Below are 16958 nucleotides of genomic sequence, written 5' to 3'. Positions count from 1 at the left end.
ATCTAGTGCAGGGAGAGAGTCTAAGAAGAATGGGTCGAAAATATGGAATTCATCGGGCAGGATTGGCGTAAAAGGCTGTGGATGCTGCTTATTGGAGCATCGCTGCATTTCTGCGTGGTGAAACCGCTCATGGCAGCGGATGAAATCAATACCGGCTATTTCAACGATTTGGCGCTGAAAGGCTATGACAGCACCGCCTATTTCAGTCAGGGAAAAGCGCAAAGCGGGGATGAGCGCATTTCATTCGAATGGAAAGGTGCTGTTTGGCTTTTTGCCAGAGAAGCGGATCGAAATCTGTTTGCGGCTAATCCCGAAGCCTTTGCCCCGCAATATGGCGGCTATTGTTCCAACCAGATGAGTTTGGGTCGTTTGAGCGATACAGACCCTCACGTCTGGCTGATCCAAGATGGCAAGCTTTATCTCTTTGGTCATGAGGCAGGCCGGAACCGATGGGAACAAACCGGCATTGAGGCCCAGATCCAGGCGGCAGACCGACATTGGAAAGCCTTCATTCAAAACGGAAAAATTGAATGAAGACAATATTTTGAGACATATTCACGCTCAAAACATGTTCAATGGCTTGCCCGTGATGCCTTGATGAGATAAGCCAGTTGCCAACTGTGAAATAGGCTTGTTTCGGGGATGAGGGAACATGACGGATAAGACCATTTGCGTGAACCGGGATTGGGTTCAAGAGGCTGTTCGGCGCATCGAGGCGGATTTCAACCGTTCGGCGGATACCCATTTGCTGCGTGTGGAAGTGCCGGGCACGCCGGATATCTCGCTTTATCTCAAGGATGAATCAACCCATCTGACGGGTTCCCTGAAACATCGCCTGGCCCGCTCACTGTTTCTTTATGGGATCTGCAATGGCTGGATCGGTCCCAAAACCACGGTCATTGAAGCATCCTCCGGATCAACTGCGGTGTCGGAGGCTTATTTCGCCAGGCTTTTGAAACTGCCGTTCATTGCGGTTATGCCGAAAACCACATCGCCGGAGAAGATCGCCCAGATCGAGTTTTACGACGGCAAATGTCATCTGGTGGATGATCCGAAATCGATTTACGAGGTTTCCAACCGCTTGGCCCAGGAAACCGGCGGCCATTTCATGGACCAGTTCACCTATGCCGAGCGTGCCACGGATTGGCGCGGCAATAACAATATCGCGCAATCCCTGTTTGATCAGATGGAAGCGGAAGAATATCCGGTACCGGATTGGATCGTCTGTGGGGCGGGCACCGGCGGTACCTCGGCCACGATCGGGCGCTATATCCGCTATTGCCAGTTGGATAGCCGCCTTTGTGTGGTTGATCCGGAAAATTCCGTCTTTTTCGATGCTTATGTCACGGGGGATAAGACCCTGACCGGGGACGAGGGCTCGCGGATTGAAGGTATCGGGCGCCCCCGGGTTGAACCTTCATTCCAGCCGGAGGTGATTGACCGGATGATCCAGGTGGAGGATGCGGCCAGCTATGCGGCGATCCATTTCCTGGAAAAGCTGATCGGGCGGAAATGTGGCGGCTCGACGGGCACAAACCTGATCGGGGCGTTTAAGCTGATGGCGGAAATGAAAGCGGCGGGACAGGCAGGGTCGGTGGTTTCGCTGATCTGTGATCCGGGTGACCGCTATCTGCACACATATTACAATGAAGAATGGCTGAGCGGGAACGGATTTGATTTGAAACCGCATCTGGACAGGCTGGAACATTTTTACCGCGATGGCGGCTGGGACGATTGAGATTTAAAAAAAAGGGCACCGCATGGCGCCCTTTCTTAATCCGGATTGATCCCGATTATTCGCAGTCGCGGATCCGCAGATTTTCCAGTGTGTTGGCGATCCGGTCGCTGGCATTGATGAAGGCATCCCGGTCATTATTGACCCAGGCCTCATTCATGGCATTGGAAGCGCCGATCAGGCTGCTATCGCCTTCGGCATTGGCGATATCTTCCAGAATCACGGTCAGATCCAGCAGCATCTCGTCATCCCCGGCATCCACATCGGCACCGGCGTCCAGCGCGTCAGCAATCGCATCAAGCGCGTCCACCACTTCCAACAATTCATCACAGGCCAATTTTTCGGCACTGGCCGGCTGCATCATGCCAAGGGGCATGGCCAAGAAAGCGGCGGCAAACAGGATTTGTTTCATCAAGGGAACCTTCCAGAAAGTAAGTAACTGAAACAGAGCGGGCCTTGGCCCATCATATATATTCCTTACTGCCAGGATTGACCGGGCGGCAAGTGAAAACGATTGTTTGAAAGCAAAGAAGGCGGCCGCTAAACGGGCCGCCTTCTTCAATCTGTTAGGGATGGCTTACTCCGCCGCCATCGGCGCCTGTTTCGGGGATTTCTCCACCTTGGCGGCGCAATATTTGAATTCCGGGATCTTCCCGAAAGGATCCAACTGCGGGTTGGTCAGCATATTGGCCGGGCCTTCGGCAAAGCAGAAGGGGATGAAGACCATGCCTTCCGATACATCCCGGTCCGCACGCGCCTTCACATGGATCGATCCACGGCGGGTATGCACATCGACAAACTCGCCGGGCTGGATACCAAGCTCCGCCAGGTATTTCGGATGCAGATGGGCAACCGCTTCCGGCTCAATGGAATCGAGAACCGCAGAACGTCTTGTCATGGAACCGGTATGCCAATGTTCCAGCAGGCGACCGGTGGTCAAGACCATCGGATACTCCGCATCCGGGGTTTCCGCCGGCGGCACCAGGTCGGTCGGCACCAGGCGGGCACGGCCGGTCGGGGTCGGGAAGTCGTCAATAAAGACGTAAGGCTGGCCGGGGTCTTCCGGGCTGGTGCAGGGATAGGTGATGGAATCTTCGCGATCCACCCGCTCCCAGGTCATGCCTTTGATGCTATCCATTACCTGGGTCATTTCGCCAAACACATCTTTCGGATGGCTATAGGACCAATCCAGGCCGATCCGTTTGGCAATCTCCTGGATGATCCACCAATCCTGGCGGGCATCACCCGGCATATCAAGGGCCGGACGGACCATCTGCACCTTACGGTCGGTGTTGGAGAAGGTGCCCCATTTTTCCTGGAAGGCGCTGGCGGGCAGCACCACATCCGCATGGAAGGCGGTTTCGGTCATGAAGATATCCTGGACCACCAGATGATCCAGTTTGGCCAGCGCGGATCTGGCATGATGCACATCCGGGTCAGACATGGCAGGGTTTTCACCCATGATATACATGGCTTGGATTTCGTCGGCGATGATGGCATTCATGATCTCCACGACGGTCAGGCCACGCTTGTTATCCAGCTTGGCACCCCAAAATTCCTCGTATTTCGCGTGAATCTCCGGGTTTTCGACCGATTTATAGTCCGGATAGAACATTGGGATCAGGCCGACATCGGATGCGCCCTGGACATTGTTCTGGCCACGCAGGGGATGCAGGCCGGTGCCGGTGCGGCCGACCTGGCCGGTGATCAGGGACAGCGCAATCAGGCAACGTGCATTGTCGGTACCGTGAACATGCTGGGAAACACCCATGCCCCAGAAAATGATGGATTTGTCAGCCTTGGCATAGGCCCTTGCAACCTCGCGCAGGGTTTGTGCATCAATACCGCAGGCATCGGCCATTTTCTCCGGGCTGAATTCCTTCACCTTGGCTTTCAGCTCTTCGTAATCATCTACGCGGGCCTGGATGAATTGCTCATCAGTCAGGCCTTCTTCGATGATGGTATGGATCATGGCATTGAGCATGGGGACATCCGCGCCCGGCTTGAACTGAAGATGCTTCCAGGCATGGCGCGCCATATTCTGGCCGCGCGGATCCATGATGATCAGTTTTGCGCCGCGTTTGGCCGCCTGTTTGAAATAGGAAGCTGCAACAGGGTGGTTCCAGTTCGGGCGACAGCCGATCATGATGATGCAATCGGATTCTTCCGCCGCACGGAACGGTGCGGAAACAGCACCTGAGCTGATGCCCTCGATCAGGGCCGCCACGGATGAGGCGTGACACAGACGGGTGCAGTGATCCACATTGTTGGTGCCGAAACCGGCACGCACCAATTTCTGGAACAGATAGGCTTCTTCGTTGGAGCCTTTGGCGGAACCGAAACCACTAAGCCCTTTCGGGCCTTTTTCCGCGAGTGCTTTTTTGAAGCCCTCAGCGGTTTTTTCAAGCGCCTCTTCCCAGGTGGCTTCGCGGAAATGGGTGAAGGGGTTGTTGGGATCAACCTCGTCATCCCAGCGTTTTTCAACGCCTTCCTTACGGATCAGCGGTTTGGTCAGGCGGCCTTCATGGGTTGCGTAATCCATACCAAAGCGGCCTTTGACACAAAGCCGGTTCTGGTTGGCGGGGCCGTTGCGGCCTTTGACCTGCATGATCTTATTGTCTTTGACATGGATCTCGGTCAGGCAGCCGACACCACAGAACGGACAACTGGAATTGATGATCTTGTCCGGCTTGCCTTTATAGACCTGTTCTTCGTCAACCATGGTGGTCGGCATCAAAGCTCCTGTCGGGCAGGCCTGGACACATTCACCGCAGGCGACACAGGTGCTCTCGCCCATGGGATCGTCCATGTCGAAGACAATCTTGGAATTGGCACCGCGTCCGGCCATGCCGATCACGTCATTAACTTGGACTTCGCGGCAGGCGCGCACGCAGAGGTTACAGTTGATACAAGCATCGAGATTGACCCGCATGGCCGGATGGCTGGCATCCAGTAGGGGTGTTTCCTTGGCCGGGAAACGGCTGTCTTCAATGCCAATATCGGTGGACCATTTCCAGAAACGGGAATCGGCGTCATGGGCTTCTTCTCGTTTTGGCTGGTCAGCCATTAGGAGCTCAAACACCATCTGGCGGGATTTTTTCGCGCGCTCGGAGGCTGTATTGACCACCATGCCCTCGGCCGGGGTGCGTACGCATGAGGCGGTCAGGGTGCGTTCACCCTCCACCTCGACCATACAGGCCCGGCAGTTACCGTCGGACCGATAGCCCGGTTCCGGCGAATGGCAGAGATGCGGGATCTCGGTACCAATGCGGGTGGCGACCTGCCAGATGGATTCGCCCGGCTGGGCCTCAACCTGCTTGCCATCCAGGGTGAAAGTGACTGCTTTTTCCTGCGCGACCGACATGATCCTCTATTCCCTTAAAGCTTTGACGCTTCTTCTTGATTTGTGCCGTTGGACAGATAGGTCCATTTAGCCTCGCACCATATAGAGACGGGCCAACCCACTATACCTCAAAAGCGTCGGATGCGCCCCTTTTTGCGGCACCTGGGAATAAGAACCGGGCCGCCCTTTCATCAAAGGCGACCCGGACTGCTCTGCACCGCGAGCAAAGGGATTATTATTCGTGATTGAGGTCAATGAACCCTTTATGCCAGTTGGCAACACCTTCGACACCGTCAGTGCGCACCGACTTGATTTTGTCGTCGGGCAGCTTCATGAAATTGAAGCAGATAACGCCCCATTCGCCCCAATCCTCGCAATATTGATCCTTGTCATTCACATGCCAGGGAATGTTGCGCACCTTGTCCCCCTTCATCCAGACGACCGCTATGCCATCGGCGTGGTTATTTTGTTTATAAGGGGTGCCTTTATGCACGCCGGAGATGGAATTTCCGGCCATCAGGGTCTGGATCTCTTTGGCATTCATGAAGTCATTTGCCGCGGCAAAGCCACTGGAAAGGGCCAGCATACCGAACGCGATGGCCCCTGCCCGAAAACCGGTTTTCAGTTTTGACATTTTTTATTCAAGCTCCTGTTATCACTTCGCTTGCGCATGCTATCGCGCTAAGCTCGGTTGGCCTGTGAATATTGACGCCAAAAACAACAGGGGAGGGGGATGGGCGAGGAATATCCGCTGGGAGAGCTTTATACCCGCTTCTGGGCCGTCTGGCTTGAGGAACTGAGCGGACGGCTGAGTGGTATGGCCAGTCCTCGGGATGAGGAAGGCGAACAAGCAGATGATCCGATCATTCGCCTTATGCGCTTTTGTGAGGTGCATGGACCGGACCGTTTGTTTCGCGAGGCATATAGGCTTGCGGTATTGCCGGCCTTTGAACCCATGTCCTTTGCGCTTCTCCATGCGCCGGATGACAAGGCCTTCATTAATCGCTGGCACGGAATGCTGGAGATGCATGGCCGCCGGCTGCCCCGGGACTTGATTCGGCGCGGGGAAAATTGTTTCTATTTGTTGCCGGCCGCCTCTGTTCAGGCATCTGGTTCCCCCCTGGGACCGCCGATACTTGCCGCGGCGACGTTGGGATTACTGAACCGCCATGGCTGGCCGATTGAAACGGTCTGGCAGATGCCGGAAACAGGCGGGCGGATGGCTGTTTGGCGCAGGGAAGGAGCTGTGGATCAAATTGATATGGCGGATACGGGCAGCCTCTGGTGTTTTGAATATTCCGCCCCACGCGGCATCGCCCAGCATGTGACCGGGCAGAGCCTGGGGTATCTCGCTCAAAATGGACGTCTCGTAAAGCGTCTGGAAGATCATTGGTACGCGCTGATGAAAAGCGAGGCCGCTTTGGGTGGGCATATTTCCCTTGAGCAGATTGCCACGGCGGCAGGGCGATCGGCGCGAAGCCTCTCAAGGGAATTGTCGTTATCGGGCGTTACGTGGCGCGATCTTGCCAGAGGATTCCGGTTTCGTGCGGCATGCTCTTTCATGGCGGGCGGCATGGAATGCCAGGAAGAAATCGCTTTTGAGGCAGGTTTTAGTGATCGCCATCATATGGCGCGGGATTTCAAACGGATGAGCGCGATGAGCCCCGGGGACTATTTTTCCGTCCTTTGGCGCTAATTCTTTCTGCGGTCGCTTTGTGGAGGCAGTTCGCGCACGGTTTCCTCAACGTTTTCTGGTGCAATCGGGCTGGGTGACCGTTTGAAATCAAATGACAGGCCGAATGTTTCCCCGTCATTCCAGGCCACCATAGCCTTCAGGCGTCCGATTTTGGGAATATCAATGATGACGAGGCTGCCGGCTTCATTGTCAATGGCACCTTTTACCATGGCGCCATCCCTGGAAAGATTGACCACTGTGCAGACATGGCCGCCATCCACGGTTTCCACCATGGCTTGGAAAGAAGCCATATGCCGCGGCGTGTCGCGCCGCGGCGGGGTGTTTCTGTTGTCCCTGTCAGTCATGACAAAAACAGTAGATTGAAAAGGAATATTTGTCTCTCAGCTTTTTTCCTTTCGCTTTTTATCAGCCTGCAAACAGAGATAATCATGAGCCAGTGTTGCAGCGGCAATGGCGGTGATTTCCGCATGGTCATAGGCCGGTGCAACCTCGACAATATCCATGCCGACCAGATTTAGGTCGCCGAACCCGCGCACAATGCTCAACGCCTGATGCGAAGTCAGACCGCCCGCCACCGGTGTGCCGGTTCCGGGCGCATAGGCGGGGTCCAGGCAATCAATATCAAAGGTCAGATAGGCCTTGCGATCGCCAACAATTTCGGAAACCCGGTCCAGGACGGCCTGCACCCCATTTTCGTGGACCCAGGGGGCATGCAGGATGTTGAATCCGACATCATCGGCAATGGTGCGGATGCCGATTTGCACGGAATTTTCCGGAATCACCAACCCTTCCTTTACGGCGCGCGTGAACATAGTGCCGTGATTCATTGGCTGGCCGTCGTCTGGCCAGGTATCGGCATGGGCATCGAAATGAATGAGACTCAGTGGCCCGTGTTTTTCAACATAGGCCCGGAGGATCGGATAGGTGACAAAATGATCCCCCCCGATGCAAAGGCTGCTGGCGCCACTGTCCAAAATCTGGCGGACATGGTTGGTGATGGCATCGGGAATTTCATGCTGGAAACCATGGTCGAAATAACAATCGCCGTAATCCACCACGGCCAGATAATCGAACGGATCAAAGCCAAAAGGGAAGGCATCCAGTTCCGCCAATTGCACGGAACCGGCCCGTACCGCCTGCGGGCCCTGCCGGGCACCGGGCCGGTAGGTGGTGGCAAGATCCAGCGGAATGCCGGTAACGGCCACATCCACACCGGTGAGGTCACGGGTGTATTTGCGGCGCAAGAAACTTTGCGCGCCAGCATAGGTCAGTTCCCGATCCCGCCCATATAGTTCTTCCTTCCGGAAGGCCTGGTCACCGTGGTTCAGATAGTCTTCCACACTCATGGTCTTTATCCGTTATAGTCATCACCGAAACAGAAAGCTGTCATACAGCCGTAGTATTTTGTGATCACAATATCCGATCTGGTGAAAAACACAACAGGGGCCAGTGTGACATGAAATGGGTTAAACGTTTCTTTCTCTTCCTGCTTTTTGCCATCCTGCTGGCGGGCGGTGCCGGCTTTGGTGTTGCCTGGCTGAGCTTGCCGAAGTCGGTAGGTGAAATAACCCTTGCCGGTTTGCAGGGGCCGGTCACGGTTGCGCGGGATGAAAATGGTGTGCCAACCATCCGGTCGGGAAATAGTCGGGACGCCTATTTTGCGCTGGGATTCGTTCATGCGCAGGATCGGTTGTGGCAGATGGAAATGACCCGGCGGGTCGGTGCCGGGCGGCTTTCCGAGATCATTGGCGGTGAGACGCTGGGCATGGATCGCTTTATGCGAACCATGGGGTTCTATGCTTTGGCCGAACGGCAGGCAAGCGGTGTCAGTGGCGAGACCAAACTGGCACTATCGGCTTATGCTTCCGGAGTGAATGCCTACCTGGATCAGGATGGGTTGGTGCTGCCACCGGAATTTCTGATCCTGGGGCATGAACCCGAACCCTGGCAGCTGGCGGATTCCATTGTCTGGTCGAAATTGATGGCGTTTCAATTGTCCAACAACTGGCGTTCAGAGCTGCTGAATCTGGCGCTGTCACGGAAATTGCCCGTACAGGAATTGCAATCCCTGTTTCCGGGGCGGGATGAGCCGGCGGTAATTACAGGGGCGGCGCGTTCGGCCATCGATTTTGCCCGTCGGTTGTTGGATGAATTACCGCAAAGCCTGCAATCCCATAGCGCATCCAATGCCTGGATCCTTGATGGCAGCCGCACGGAGAGCGGCTTGCCGGTGCTGGCCAATGATCCCCATTTGCGGTTCTCTTCCCCGATTCTCTGGTATTTGGCGCGACTTGAGACGCCGGATTGGGAAATGACCGGCGTGACGGTGCCGGGGGTACCGATCCATGTTCTTGGGCATAATGGCCATTTGGCCTGGGGCTTGACCACAACCCATGCGGATACTCAGGATATCGTTTTTGAAGAGGTCCCGGAGCGCGGATCAAACAGCATCACGCTCACACGGGAACGCGGGGTCCTGACACGGCGCGAGGAGGTGATCAACATCAAGGGAGAAGCACCGGTCCGGCACGCGGTCTGGTCTATGCCTGGGGCGGTGGTGATTTCAGATGTGTTGGATGAATTGAAAGCCGCTTTGCCGGATCATCAGATTGCCCGCCTGGTTTGGCCCGGCTTTCTGGAAGATGATGAAACGGTTTCGGCAGTGCTGGCCATGAACCGGGCAAAAGATTTATCTGCCTTTCAGCAGGCCTTGGGCCGGTTTCACAGCCCTATTCAAAACATCCACTACGCGGATCGGCGCGGCAATATTGCGCTTTTTGTGCCCGGGCGTATTCCGGTGAGAAATGGGGACGGAACCTATCCTGCTCAAGGTGAGAACCCCGCCAGCCAATGGAATGGCTATATCCCGCAGGATCAGCTGCCGCGGGTGATCAATCCGCCGTCGGGCCTGATTGTGAATGCCAATAACCGATTGGTTCCAAAGGACTATCCCTATCTTATTACGGCTGTTTGGCCGGCCTCCTATCGGGCGGACAGAATCGTTGGCGTTCTTGAAGGCGCGCGGGAGGGGGCAGATCTGGCGCTTTCGGCGTCCCTGCAAAATGATGTAGTTGCTTTGCCGGCCAAGGCGCTGAATGGCCATTTGGTGGCAAGCCTGGCCCGGTCCGGCCGGGAAGAACTGGTTGGCCTGATGGATGGTTGGGATTTCCGGATGGCGGCTGACAGGCCGGAAGCCGCTCTTTATGCGGTTTGGGAGCGGCGGTTGCTCCAGACCATTCTGGCGGATGAATTGGAGGAAGAGTTCGGGCGTTTCTGGCGCAGTCGGCCCCGGCTGCTGGAGAGGCTGATGCGCGAAGAAAGCGCCTGGTGTGACAAGGGATCCACGGACGACCGGGAAGATTGCGCCGCCATGTCGGATCTGGCGCTGGAGGCCGCAATGGATGATCTGGAGGACTGGCTGGGTGAAGACTGGCGTCACTGGCGCTGGGGCGATCTGCATCAGGGGCGGTTTGATCACGACATATTTAAACATATCCCCGTGGCCGACCGCGTTTTCGGGCGGAGAATTGCGACGGCCGGTGGCGATGAAACCGTGGATCGGGGCCAAACCGGCGGGGGCGGTGTAAGACGGTCCTATGATCACGTCCATGGGGCCGGCTATCGTGCGATTTATGATCTGAGTAATCTGGCCAACAGCCGCTATGCCCTGGCGGGGGGACAGTCCGGTCATCCGTTATCACCGTGGTTTGCGAGCCTTCTGGATGAGTGGAATAACGGGCTTTATGTCACCTTCGGTCAAGGGGCGATGGAAAAACTGTCACTTTTGCCGGAAGCTGGGAATTGATCCGACCCCGTGACTGAATAGAATGGCTTTCTATCGAATGGAGCGTTTTAAGGATCGTGATATGGCGCAATTGCCGCGAAGTGAAGAAGACCTGCTGCTGGTGATTGATGTGCAGAATGATTTCTGTCCTGGCGGCGCGTTGGCGGTTCCGGATGGCAATGCGGTGGTGCCGGTGATCAATGGGCTTCAGAGAGAATTTTCCCATATTGCGTTGACCCAGGACTGGCATCCGGCCGGGCATCGGTCATTTGCCTCCAGCCATTCAGGGAAAGGTCCGTTTGAAACAGTTGATCTCGACTACGGGACACAGGTTTTATGGCCGGATCATTGTGTGCAGGACAGTATCGGAGCGGCCTTCCATTCAGACCTTGAGACCGTGCATGCCAACATGATTATCCGGAAAGGCTATCGCCGCGGGATCGATTCCTATTCGGCATTTTTTGAAAATGATCAAAAGACGCCGACCGGGCTATCGGGCTATGTAAGGGACCGGGGGGTGAAACATGTTTTCCTGTCCGGACTGGCGACGGATTTCTGTGTCTTCTATTCCGCCATGGATGCGCGGAAATTGGGGCTGGAGGTTACCGTTATCGAAGATGCCTGCCGGGCGATTGATCTGGAAGGATCTTTGAATGCCGCCTGGGAGGCTATGGCGGCAGCCGGGATCAAACGGGCGAATTCTGACAAAATCTAGAATTTATTGTTACCAGGATTCCGCGGGGGCCTCGCGCCAGGCCCTCAATACCTTTTCCGCGCCTGCGCTGTCGATTCGCTCAAAATAATCGATGGTCTTCAGATATTGCGATGATTTCCGATAGGATTCGGCCTCACCGCCTCCATGAAGATAACAAATCATATCGCCGAAAGTGAATGTGTCGATGCCGCTTGCCTTGCAGACAATGGCAAGGGTTTCCGGCCCGGAATCATAAAGAACCCGGGTCACGGATGTTTCCGTGAGGTCGGTCAGGTCACGGAATAATTCCTCAAACCTGAAAACATCGCCCAGTTTCAGGGCTTTCAGCAGGGTTCGGGGATGGGGCCGGTACCCGGTGGCATGAACATTATCCGGATCATAATCCAGTTCGTCCCCACCATAAATATCATCCTGCAGGGCGTCATTGACGGCCCGGCTGACGGCATCATCCAACTCAGGATCCAATTCCTCAAACCGGTCGACGATGTAATTCCGGAGAGCCTCGCCGACGAAGCCGTACATTTTCCGCGCCATGTCGGCATCCAGCTCATGCCGTTCCAACAGCGGCTCATGATATTCCTCTATCTTCTCAGCATCCCGAACCAGGCTATGCATGGTCTGTTCGTGGATTTCGGCGGATTTGTTCTTCAGCAGGCTGGTCACCACCCGGCGATTGCTGGTGCCAACCAGGCTTTCGGATACATCCCCGGTCAGGTTCCTGCGCTGGGCAATCGCGATATGATGATGTTCGGCCTGATCCAGGACCAACTGGATCAGATCGGAATCCTCCAGCAGCCGACTTTTCATCAAGACCGGCTGGGCGACATCAAAGACATCGCTGGCCAGGGTCAGGATCAGTTCTTTTGGAACATTGTCCCGTTCGGCCAATTCTTTGGACAAAGCCTGGCGTACATTGACCTCCACCTGCTTGACGATGGTGGTCAAAATCTCGAAAACCAGATCACGTTCCCGATCGGTCAGTGTTTTGGAGGAGGAAAGGCAAACCGCATTCAGGGTTTCCATCAACTTGGCGCGTGCTTCGGGTGTGCCGTCGCGGGCCACGCGGACCATATCCTTGAGGGCGTCGGTGTCAGCCAACGGATTGCTCCCTAGATGCCGGATGCAGCGATGCAGTTGATCCGGAGCCGTGAATTAGAATTGCCCCTCTCGATACTGATCCCTAAAATAATACTGTTCTGGAATCATGACAAGAGAAGGTGCAGTTAAGTAATTGTGCCGGAAGTGATTTCATAAAACAATTGTCGAATATTACATAAAATCCAATTCATGTTTGAATCACTCTTCTATCAACTTCGTGCTGCTGGAATCCCGGTATCCCTTCGGGAGTATCTGACGCTCATGGAAGCAATGGAAAAAGGTGTCTGCGCCTTTGATGTGGATGGGTTTTATTATCTGGGCCGATCCGCCCTGGTTAAAGATGAGCGCCATCTTGATCGTTTTGATCAGGTTTTTGGCGAGGTCTTCAAGGGATTGGAACATATTGAAGATGGCGACCCCCATGATGTTCCGGAAGACTGGCTGAAAAAGCTGGCGGAGAAATTCCTGTCGGAGGAGGAAAAGGAAAAAATCGAGGCGCTTGGCGGGTTTGAAAAAATTCTGGAGACCCTACAACAGCGCCTGAAAGAGCAGGAAGGCCGCCATCAGGGAGGATCGAAATGGATCGGCACCGCCGGAACATCTCCTTTCGGCGCCTATGGCTATAACCCCGAAGGGGTGCGGATCGGTCAGCATGAATCGCGTCACCGCAGGGCAGTTAAGGTCTGGGACAAGCGCTCTTTTAAGAACCTGTCTGACGATGTGGAACTGGGCACAAGGAATCTAAAGATCGCATTGCGAAAGCTGCGGCGGTTCGCCCGGTCCGGCGCGGCTACGGAGCTGGATCTGGGGGGAACCATTCGTTCAACGGCTGAAAAGGGCGGCATGCTGGATCTGCAGATGGTGCCGGAACGGCATAATAGCATCAAGGTCCTGCTGTTTTTTGATGTCGGTGGTTCAATGGATGATCATATCCAGACTTGCGAGGAGTTGTTTTCCGCCGCCCGGTCCGAGTTCAAACATATGGAATATTTCTATTTCCATAACTGTTTGTACGAACATGTCTGGAAAGACAGCCGCAACCGTTGGCGCAACAAGATTCCGACCATGGAGGTGCTGCGCACCTATGGCCATGACTATAAAGTGATCATTGTTGGTGACGCGACCATGGGCCCCTATGAAATCATGTATCCCGGTGGCAGTGTGGAACATTGGAATGAAGAGGCGGGGGATGTCTGGATGCGCCGTCTGTTGGATAATTATCCCAAGGCGGTTTGGATCAATCCTCAACTATCCGTGGTCTGGGACTATCATGAATCCATCCGGATTATGAATAATCTTATGGAAGGGCGGATGTACCCTCTGACATTGCAGGGCATTGATGAGGCGATGCGTGCGCTGCTATGATCTGCCACGACCTGCCGACAGAGAATAATCAAAGATAATGTGAGAATTGAACCGGTAATGAAAATTAGATTAGCTGTGCCCCTATCGCTTGGACTGATTCTCTCATCTTGTGCGAATGAACCCAGCATCACGGAAAGTTACGGGGTCGACTCTCCTGGCGGCAATCTTTTGGTTTCTGTCTGTTATTCGGCGACCAATACGACGCGTCAGGAGATCGAAAACCTGGCCGCCAAATCCTGTCCGGCCGGGACAACGGGCATTTCTGTTGCCGGTCATAATACCTTGCTCAATCAATGCCCGCTCTCAAAGAAAAACCGGGTGACTTTCGAATGCCATGGTTATCCAGTAACTGCGGAATGATGTTCACAATCTGTCAGTTATGGCCAGACTTCAGCTAACCAGAGCGGACATGCCTACCGCGCCCAAAGCGCAAATCGTGAGGGTGCGCATGATACCCCATTTTCGCACCAAAATCAGATAACTGGCCAGGGCCGCAATCAGCGCGGCAACGGCATCCAGGCTGGACAAGGTTGGTATCCAGAGTGTGAGAGGGCCTGTATCGGACCTGGTTACCTCATTGAACAAGACCTGCATTGAAAACCAGACGGACAGATTCATGATGACGCCAACAACAGCCGCAGATATGGCCGAGAGTGCGCCGCTCAGTCTTGGTCTTGTGGAGAGCCATTCGATATAGGGGGCGCCGGCAAAGACCCAGAGGAAGCAGGGCGCAAAGGTTGCCCATAGAGTGACCAGCGCCGCGAGAAAACCATATGTCAGATCAATTCCGTCCGGCCCGCGGGCACCGGCCAGGAAACCGACAAATTCCGTAACCAGGATCAGGGGGCCAGGAGTGGTTTCCGCCAAGCCCAGGCCATCAAGCATTTCTGCAGCGCTCAACCAGCCAAGATCCTGTACTGCCTCCTGTGCCATATAGGCCAGCACGGCATAGGCCCCGCCAAAAGTGACCGTCGCCAGTTTGGAGAAAAATAGTCCGACCGATCCCAGGATGCCACCGGGGTCAAAGAGAGCCATAAGACCGATCGGCCCCCACCAAATGGCCAGCCAGAGACAAATCGTGCGTATGGTCTTGCCTATTGGATAGCGGCTGTCTGGGGTGAGGGGCTCTTCGTCTGTCAACCGTCCGAAGGAAAAGCCGTAAACAGCGGCAGCCAGGATGACCAGGGGAAAAGGCAGGGAGAAGAAGAAAAGCGCTATGAAGGCCAATCCAGCCAATATCCAGTGGTCGCGCCGTTTCAGTCCCTTGCGGGCGACGCGCAACAGGGCTTCAAGCACGATGACCAGAACCGCGGCTTTGATGCCGAGGAAGATTGTGGTGAAAGCAGGGGTTTCCCCAAAGCTCACATAAAGCATCGCAAGTCCGAGGATTACGGCTGCGCCTGGCAATACGAACAGCAGGCCGGCAATTAATCCCCCCAATGTGCCGCGATGCCGCCATCCGGTATAGGTTGCCAATTGCATGGCTTCTGGTCCGGGCAACAGCATGCAAAATGAAAGCGCATTAAGATATTGCCGCTCGCTCAGCCATCGGCGTTCTTCGACAATGATCTTATGCATCAAGGCGATCTGTGCCGCAGGGCCGCCAAAGGACAGAAAACCGATCCGGGCCCAGACAGTGACCATCTCCCATAATCCAGTCCAGGAAGAACGGGAAGGCGCTGTTTCATCTGCAATTTGTTTTTCTGGCATTTCTTTATCCGGTGGTTTTCCGATCACTTCCATATAGACGACAAATTACAGAAACGTGAATTTGGACGAAGATAGCGCAACAAAAGAAAAAAGCCCGGCCAAAAAGGCCGGGCTTCTCATAACAGGTCAGTCCAGAGGGCTTACCATTTGCTCATGGCATCCTTCAGGTTGCCATCCAGTTCGTCGAGGAACTGATTAGTGGTCAGCCACTCCTGGTTGGCACCTACCAAGAGCGCCAGGTCTTTGGTCATTTTGCCGCCTTCGACGGTATCGACGCAGACTTTTTCCAGGGTTTCGGCGAACTTCACCACATCCGGGGTACCATCGAACTTGCCGCGGTATTTCAGGCCCTGCGTCCAGGCAAAGATGGACGCGATTGGGTTGGTGGAGGTTTCCTTGCCTTCCTGATGCTGGCGGTAATGGCGGGTCACCGTGCCATGTGCGGCTTCGGCTTCCACCGTTTTCCCATCCGGGGTCATCAGAACGGAGGTCATCAGGCCAAGGGAGCCAAAGCCCTGGGCAACCGTGTCGGACTGAACGTCACCATCATAGTTTTTGCACGCCCAGAGGAAGTCACCATGGGCTTTAAGCGAGAAGGCAACCATGTCATCAATCAGGCGATGCTCGTACCAGACACCGGCATCCTTGAACTTCTGTTCAAACTCAGTTTCATAGGTTTCCTGGAACAGATCCTTGAAGCGGCCGTCATAGGCTTTCAGGATGGTGTTTTTGGTGGAGAGATAGACGGGCATGCCGCGCATCAGGCCGTAATTCATGCAGGCACGGGCAAAACCGCGGATGGAATCATCCAGGTTATACATGGCCATGGCCACACCCGGACCTTCAAAGTTGAAGACCTGGTGGCGGATGGTTTCGCCTTCCGGATCTTCCGGACTAAAGGTTATGGAGAGCAGACCAGCGCCCGGCACGGTGAAATCGGTGGCGCGATATTGATCACCGAACGCATGGCGGGCAATGATGATCGGCTTGTTCCAGCCCGGCACAAGGCGCGGCACGTTGGAGCAGACAATCGGCTCGCGGAAAACGGTGCCGCCCAGGATGTTACGGATGGTGCCGTTCGGGGAACGCCACATCTGTTTCAGGCCAAACTCCTCAACACGATCTTCATCAGGGGTGATGGTGGCGCATTTCACGCCCACACCATGTTCCTTGATCGCATTGGCGGAATCGATGGTGATCTGGTCATCGGTCTCATCACGTTTCTGAACGCTGAGATCGTAATATTTCAGGTCTACATCCAGATAGGGCAGGATCAGTTTGTTTTTGATGAAATCCCACATAATGCGGGTCATTTCGTCGCCGTCCAGCTCGACAACGGGGTTTTTCACTTGAATTTTCGACATGGTCGATACCGCTCCTTGATTTTTATAGGCAGGTGGAATCGGCCAGGATCCGGCATATTCTTAATGTTGGCGTCTTGATGCGCCCGACCGGATCCTTCCCGGTATTGTTGCCGTGCAACATAACCATACTGTCCACAGTATGCAATTG

General features: G+C 54.9%; 15 protein-coding genes. 7 read left to right on the top strand and 8 right to left on the bottom strand.

Going from position 1 to position 16958, the window contains the following annotated elements; translation table 11 throughout:
* Window positions 1-81 precede the first annotated feature (81 nt).
* Window positions 82-534, top strand: a complete 453-nt coding sequence (locus DFP90_RS02055) for a YHS domain-containing (seleno)protein (RefSeq protein ID WP_181905141.1) — start codon at window positions 82-84, stop codon at window positions 532-534.
* Window positions 535-652: 118 nt separating this feature from the next.
* Window positions 653-1738, top strand: a complete 1086-nt coding sequence (locus DFP90_RS02050) for a PLP-dependent cysteine synthase family protein (RefSeq protein WP_218044549.1) — start codon at window positions 653-655, stop codon at window positions 1736-1738.
* A gap of 55 nt (window positions 1739-1793) precedes the next feature.
* Here the strand turns inward: DFP90_RS02050 and DFP90_RS02045 are convergent, their stop codons facing one another.
* The 3 genes from DFP90_RS02045 to DFP90_RS02035 all read right to left on the bottom strand — a co-directional run bounded on the left by DFP90_RS02045 (window position 1794) and on the right by DFP90_RS02035 (window position 5712).
* Window positions 1794-2147 carry a hypothetical protein gene (locus DFP90_RS02045; RefSeq protein WP_115934743.1) on the bottom strand — a complete coding sequence of 118 codons (354 nt, stop codon included), beginning with the start codon at window positions 2145-2147 and terminating at the stop codon, window positions 1794-1796.
* Between the two features lie 165 nt (window positions 2148-2312).
* Window positions 2313-5099: a formate dehydrogenase subunit alpha gene (fdhF, locus tag DFP90_RS02040; RefSeq protein ID WP_115934742.1), complete on the bottom strand. Its 2787-nt coding sequence runs from the start codon at window positions 5097-5099 to the stop codon at window positions 2313-2315.
* Between the two features lie 214 nt (window positions 5100-5313).
* On the bottom strand, window positions 5314-5712 hold the full coding sequence (locus DFP90_RS02035) for a hypothetical protein (RefSeq protein ID WP_115934741.1): 399 nt from the start codon (window positions 5710-5712) through the stop codon (window positions 5314-5316).
* A 99-nt stretch (window positions 5713-5811) separates the two neighbouring features.
* On the opposite strand from DFP90_RS02035, the gene DFP90_RS02030 reads away from it, so the two are divergent.
* Complete coding sequence (locus tag DFP90_RS02030; RefSeq protein ID WP_115934740.1) at window positions 5812-6774, top strand: helix-turn-helix domain-containing protein; 963 nt, start codon at window positions 5812-5814, stop codon at window positions 6772-6774.
* Here DFP90_RS02030 and DFP90_RS02025 read toward each other — a convergent pair.
* Both DFP90_RS02025 and speB read right to left on the bottom strand, forming a co-directional pair.
* On the bottom strand, window positions 6771-7118 hold the full coding sequence (locus DFP90_RS02025) for a PilZ domain-containing protein (RefSeq protein ID WP_115934739.1): 348 nt from the start codon (window positions 7116-7118) through the stop codon (window positions 6771-6773). The two genes, DFP90_RS02030 and DFP90_RS02025, sit on opposite strands and share 4 nt — an antisense overlap.
* Before the next feature lie 36 nt (window positions 7119-7154).
* Window positions 7155-8120, bottom strand: coding sequence for an agmatinase (gene speB / locus DFP90_RS02020; RefSeq protein WP_115934738.1), 966 nt, complete (start codon window positions 8118-8120; stop codon window positions 7155-7157).
* A 110-nt stretch (window positions 8121-8230) separates the two neighbouring features.
* Here speB and DFP90_RS02015 point away from each other — a divergent pair, with 110 nt between their 5' ends.
* Complete coding sequence (locus DFP90_RS02015) at window positions 8231-10579, top strand: penicillin acylase family protein (RefSeq protein WP_115934737.1); 2349 nt, start codon at window positions 8231-8233, stop codon at window positions 10577-10579.
* Between the two features lie 22 nt (window positions 10580-10601).
* Window positions 10602-11273, top strand: coding sequence for a bifunctional nicotinamidase/pyrazinamidase (gene pncA, locus DFP90_RS02010; protein ID WP_425452138.1), 672 nt, complete (start codon window positions 10602-10604; stop codon window positions 11271-11273).
* Between the two features lie 9 nt (window positions 11274-11282).
* Here the strand turns inward: pncA and DFP90_RS02005 are convergent, their stop codons facing one another.
* Window positions 11283-12371 (bottom strand): DUF2336 domain-containing protein, encoded by a 1089-nt coding sequence (locus DFP90_RS02005; RefSeq protein ID WP_115934736.1) that lies wholly within the window; start codon window positions 12369-12371, stop codon window positions 11283-11285.
* Between the two features lie 189 nt (window positions 12372-12560).
* Here DFP90_RS02005 and DFP90_RS02000 point away from each other — a divergent pair, with 189 nt between their 5' ends.
* Together DFP90_RS02000 and DFP90_RS22650 are read left to right on the top strand one after the other, a co-directional pair.
* A complete protein-coding gene (locus tag DFP90_RS02000; protein WP_115934735.1) occupies window positions 12561-13736 on the top strand; it encodes a vWA domain-containing protein in 1176 nt (391 codons plus the stop codon).
* 57 nt (window positions 13737-13793) lie between these two features.
* Window positions 13794-14096, top strand: a complete 303-nt coding sequence (locus DFP90_RS22650) for a hypothetical protein (RefSeq protein WP_147300908.1) — start codon at window positions 13794-13796, stop codon at window positions 14094-14096.
* Between the two features lie 30 nt (window positions 14097-14126).
* Here the strand turns inward: DFP90_RS22650 and chrA are convergent, their stop codons facing one another.
* Together chrA and DFP90_RS01985 are read right to left on the bottom strand one after the other, a co-directional pair.
* Window positions 14127-15446 (bottom strand): chromate efflux transporter, encoded by a 1320-nt coding sequence (chrA, locus tag DFP90_RS01990; RefSeq protein WP_115934733.1) that lies wholly within the window; start codon window positions 15444-15446, stop codon window positions 14127-14129.
* Window positions 15447-15586: 140 nt separating this feature from the next.
* Window positions 15587-16810, bottom strand: a complete 1224-nt coding sequence (locus DFP90_RS01985) for an NADP-dependent isocitrate dehydrogenase (protein WP_115934732.1) — start codon at window positions 16808-16810, stop codon at window positions 15587-15589.
* Window positions 16811-16958 lie beyond the last annotated feature (148 nt).

The sequence above is a fragment of the Aestuariispira insulae genome (assembly GCF_003385955.1).
GTDB lineage: Bacteria > Pseudomonadota > Alphaproteobacteria > UBA8366 > Aestuariispiraceae > Aestuariispira > Aestuariispira insulae.
Note: the sequence above shows the minus strand (reverse complement) of the source record. Positions and strands in the feature narration are given on the sequence as shown.

Coding starts and splice junctions, on each gene's coding strand:
- DFP90_RS02055 (WP_181905141.1), top strand. CDS start 82: ATGCTGCTTATTGGAGCATCGCTGCATTTCTGCGTGGTGAAACCGCTC.
- DFP90_RS02050 (WP_218044549.1), top strand. CDS start 653: ATGACGGATAAGACCATTTGCGTGAACCGGGATTGGGTTCAAGAGGCT.
- DFP90_RS02045 (WP_115934743.1), bottom strand. CDS start 2,147: ATGAAACAAATCCTGTTTGCCGCCGCTTTCTTGGCCATGCCCCTTGGC.
- fdhF (WP_115934742.1), bottom strand. CDS start 5,099: ATGTCGGTCGCGCAGGAAAAAGCAGTCACTTTCACCCTGGATGGCAAG.
- DFP90_RS02035 (WP_115934741.1), bottom strand. CDS start 5,712: ATGTCAAAACTGAAAACCGGTTTTCGGGCAGGGGCCATCGCGTTCGGT.
- DFP90_RS02030 (WP_115934740.1), top strand. CDS start 5,812: ATGGGCGAGGAATATCCGCTGGGAGAGCTTTATACCCGCTTCTGGGCC.
- DFP90_RS02025 (WP_115934739.1), bottom strand. CDS start 7,118: ATGACTGACAGGGACAACAGAAACACCCCGCCGCGGCGCGACACGCCG.
- speB (WP_115934738.1), bottom strand. CDS start 8,120: ATGAGTGTGGAAGACTATCTGAACCACGGTGACCAGGCCTTCCGGAAG.
- DFP90_RS02015 (WP_115934737.1), top strand. CDS start 8,231: ATGAAATGGGTTAAACGTTTCTTTCTCTTCCTGCTTTTTGCCATCCTG.
- pncA (WP_425452138.1), top strand. CDS start 10,602: ATGGCTTTCTATCGAATGGAGCGTTTTAAGGATCGTGATATGGCGCAA.
- DFP90_RS02000 (WP_115934735.1), top strand. CDS start 12,561: ATGTTTGAATCACTCTTCTATCAACTTCGTGCTGCTGGAATCCCGGTA.
- DFP90_RS22650 (WP_147300908.1), top strand. CDS start 13,794: ATGAAAATTAGATTAGCTGTGCCCCTATCGCTTGGACTGATTCTCTCA.
- chrA (WP_115934733.1), bottom strand. CDS start 15,446: ATGCCAGAAAAACAAATTGCAGATGAAACAGCGCCTTCCCGTTCTTCC.
- DFP90_RS01985 (WP_115934732.1), bottom strand. CDS start 16,810: ATGTCGAAAATTCAAGTGAAAAACCCCGTTGTCGAGCTGGACGGCGAC.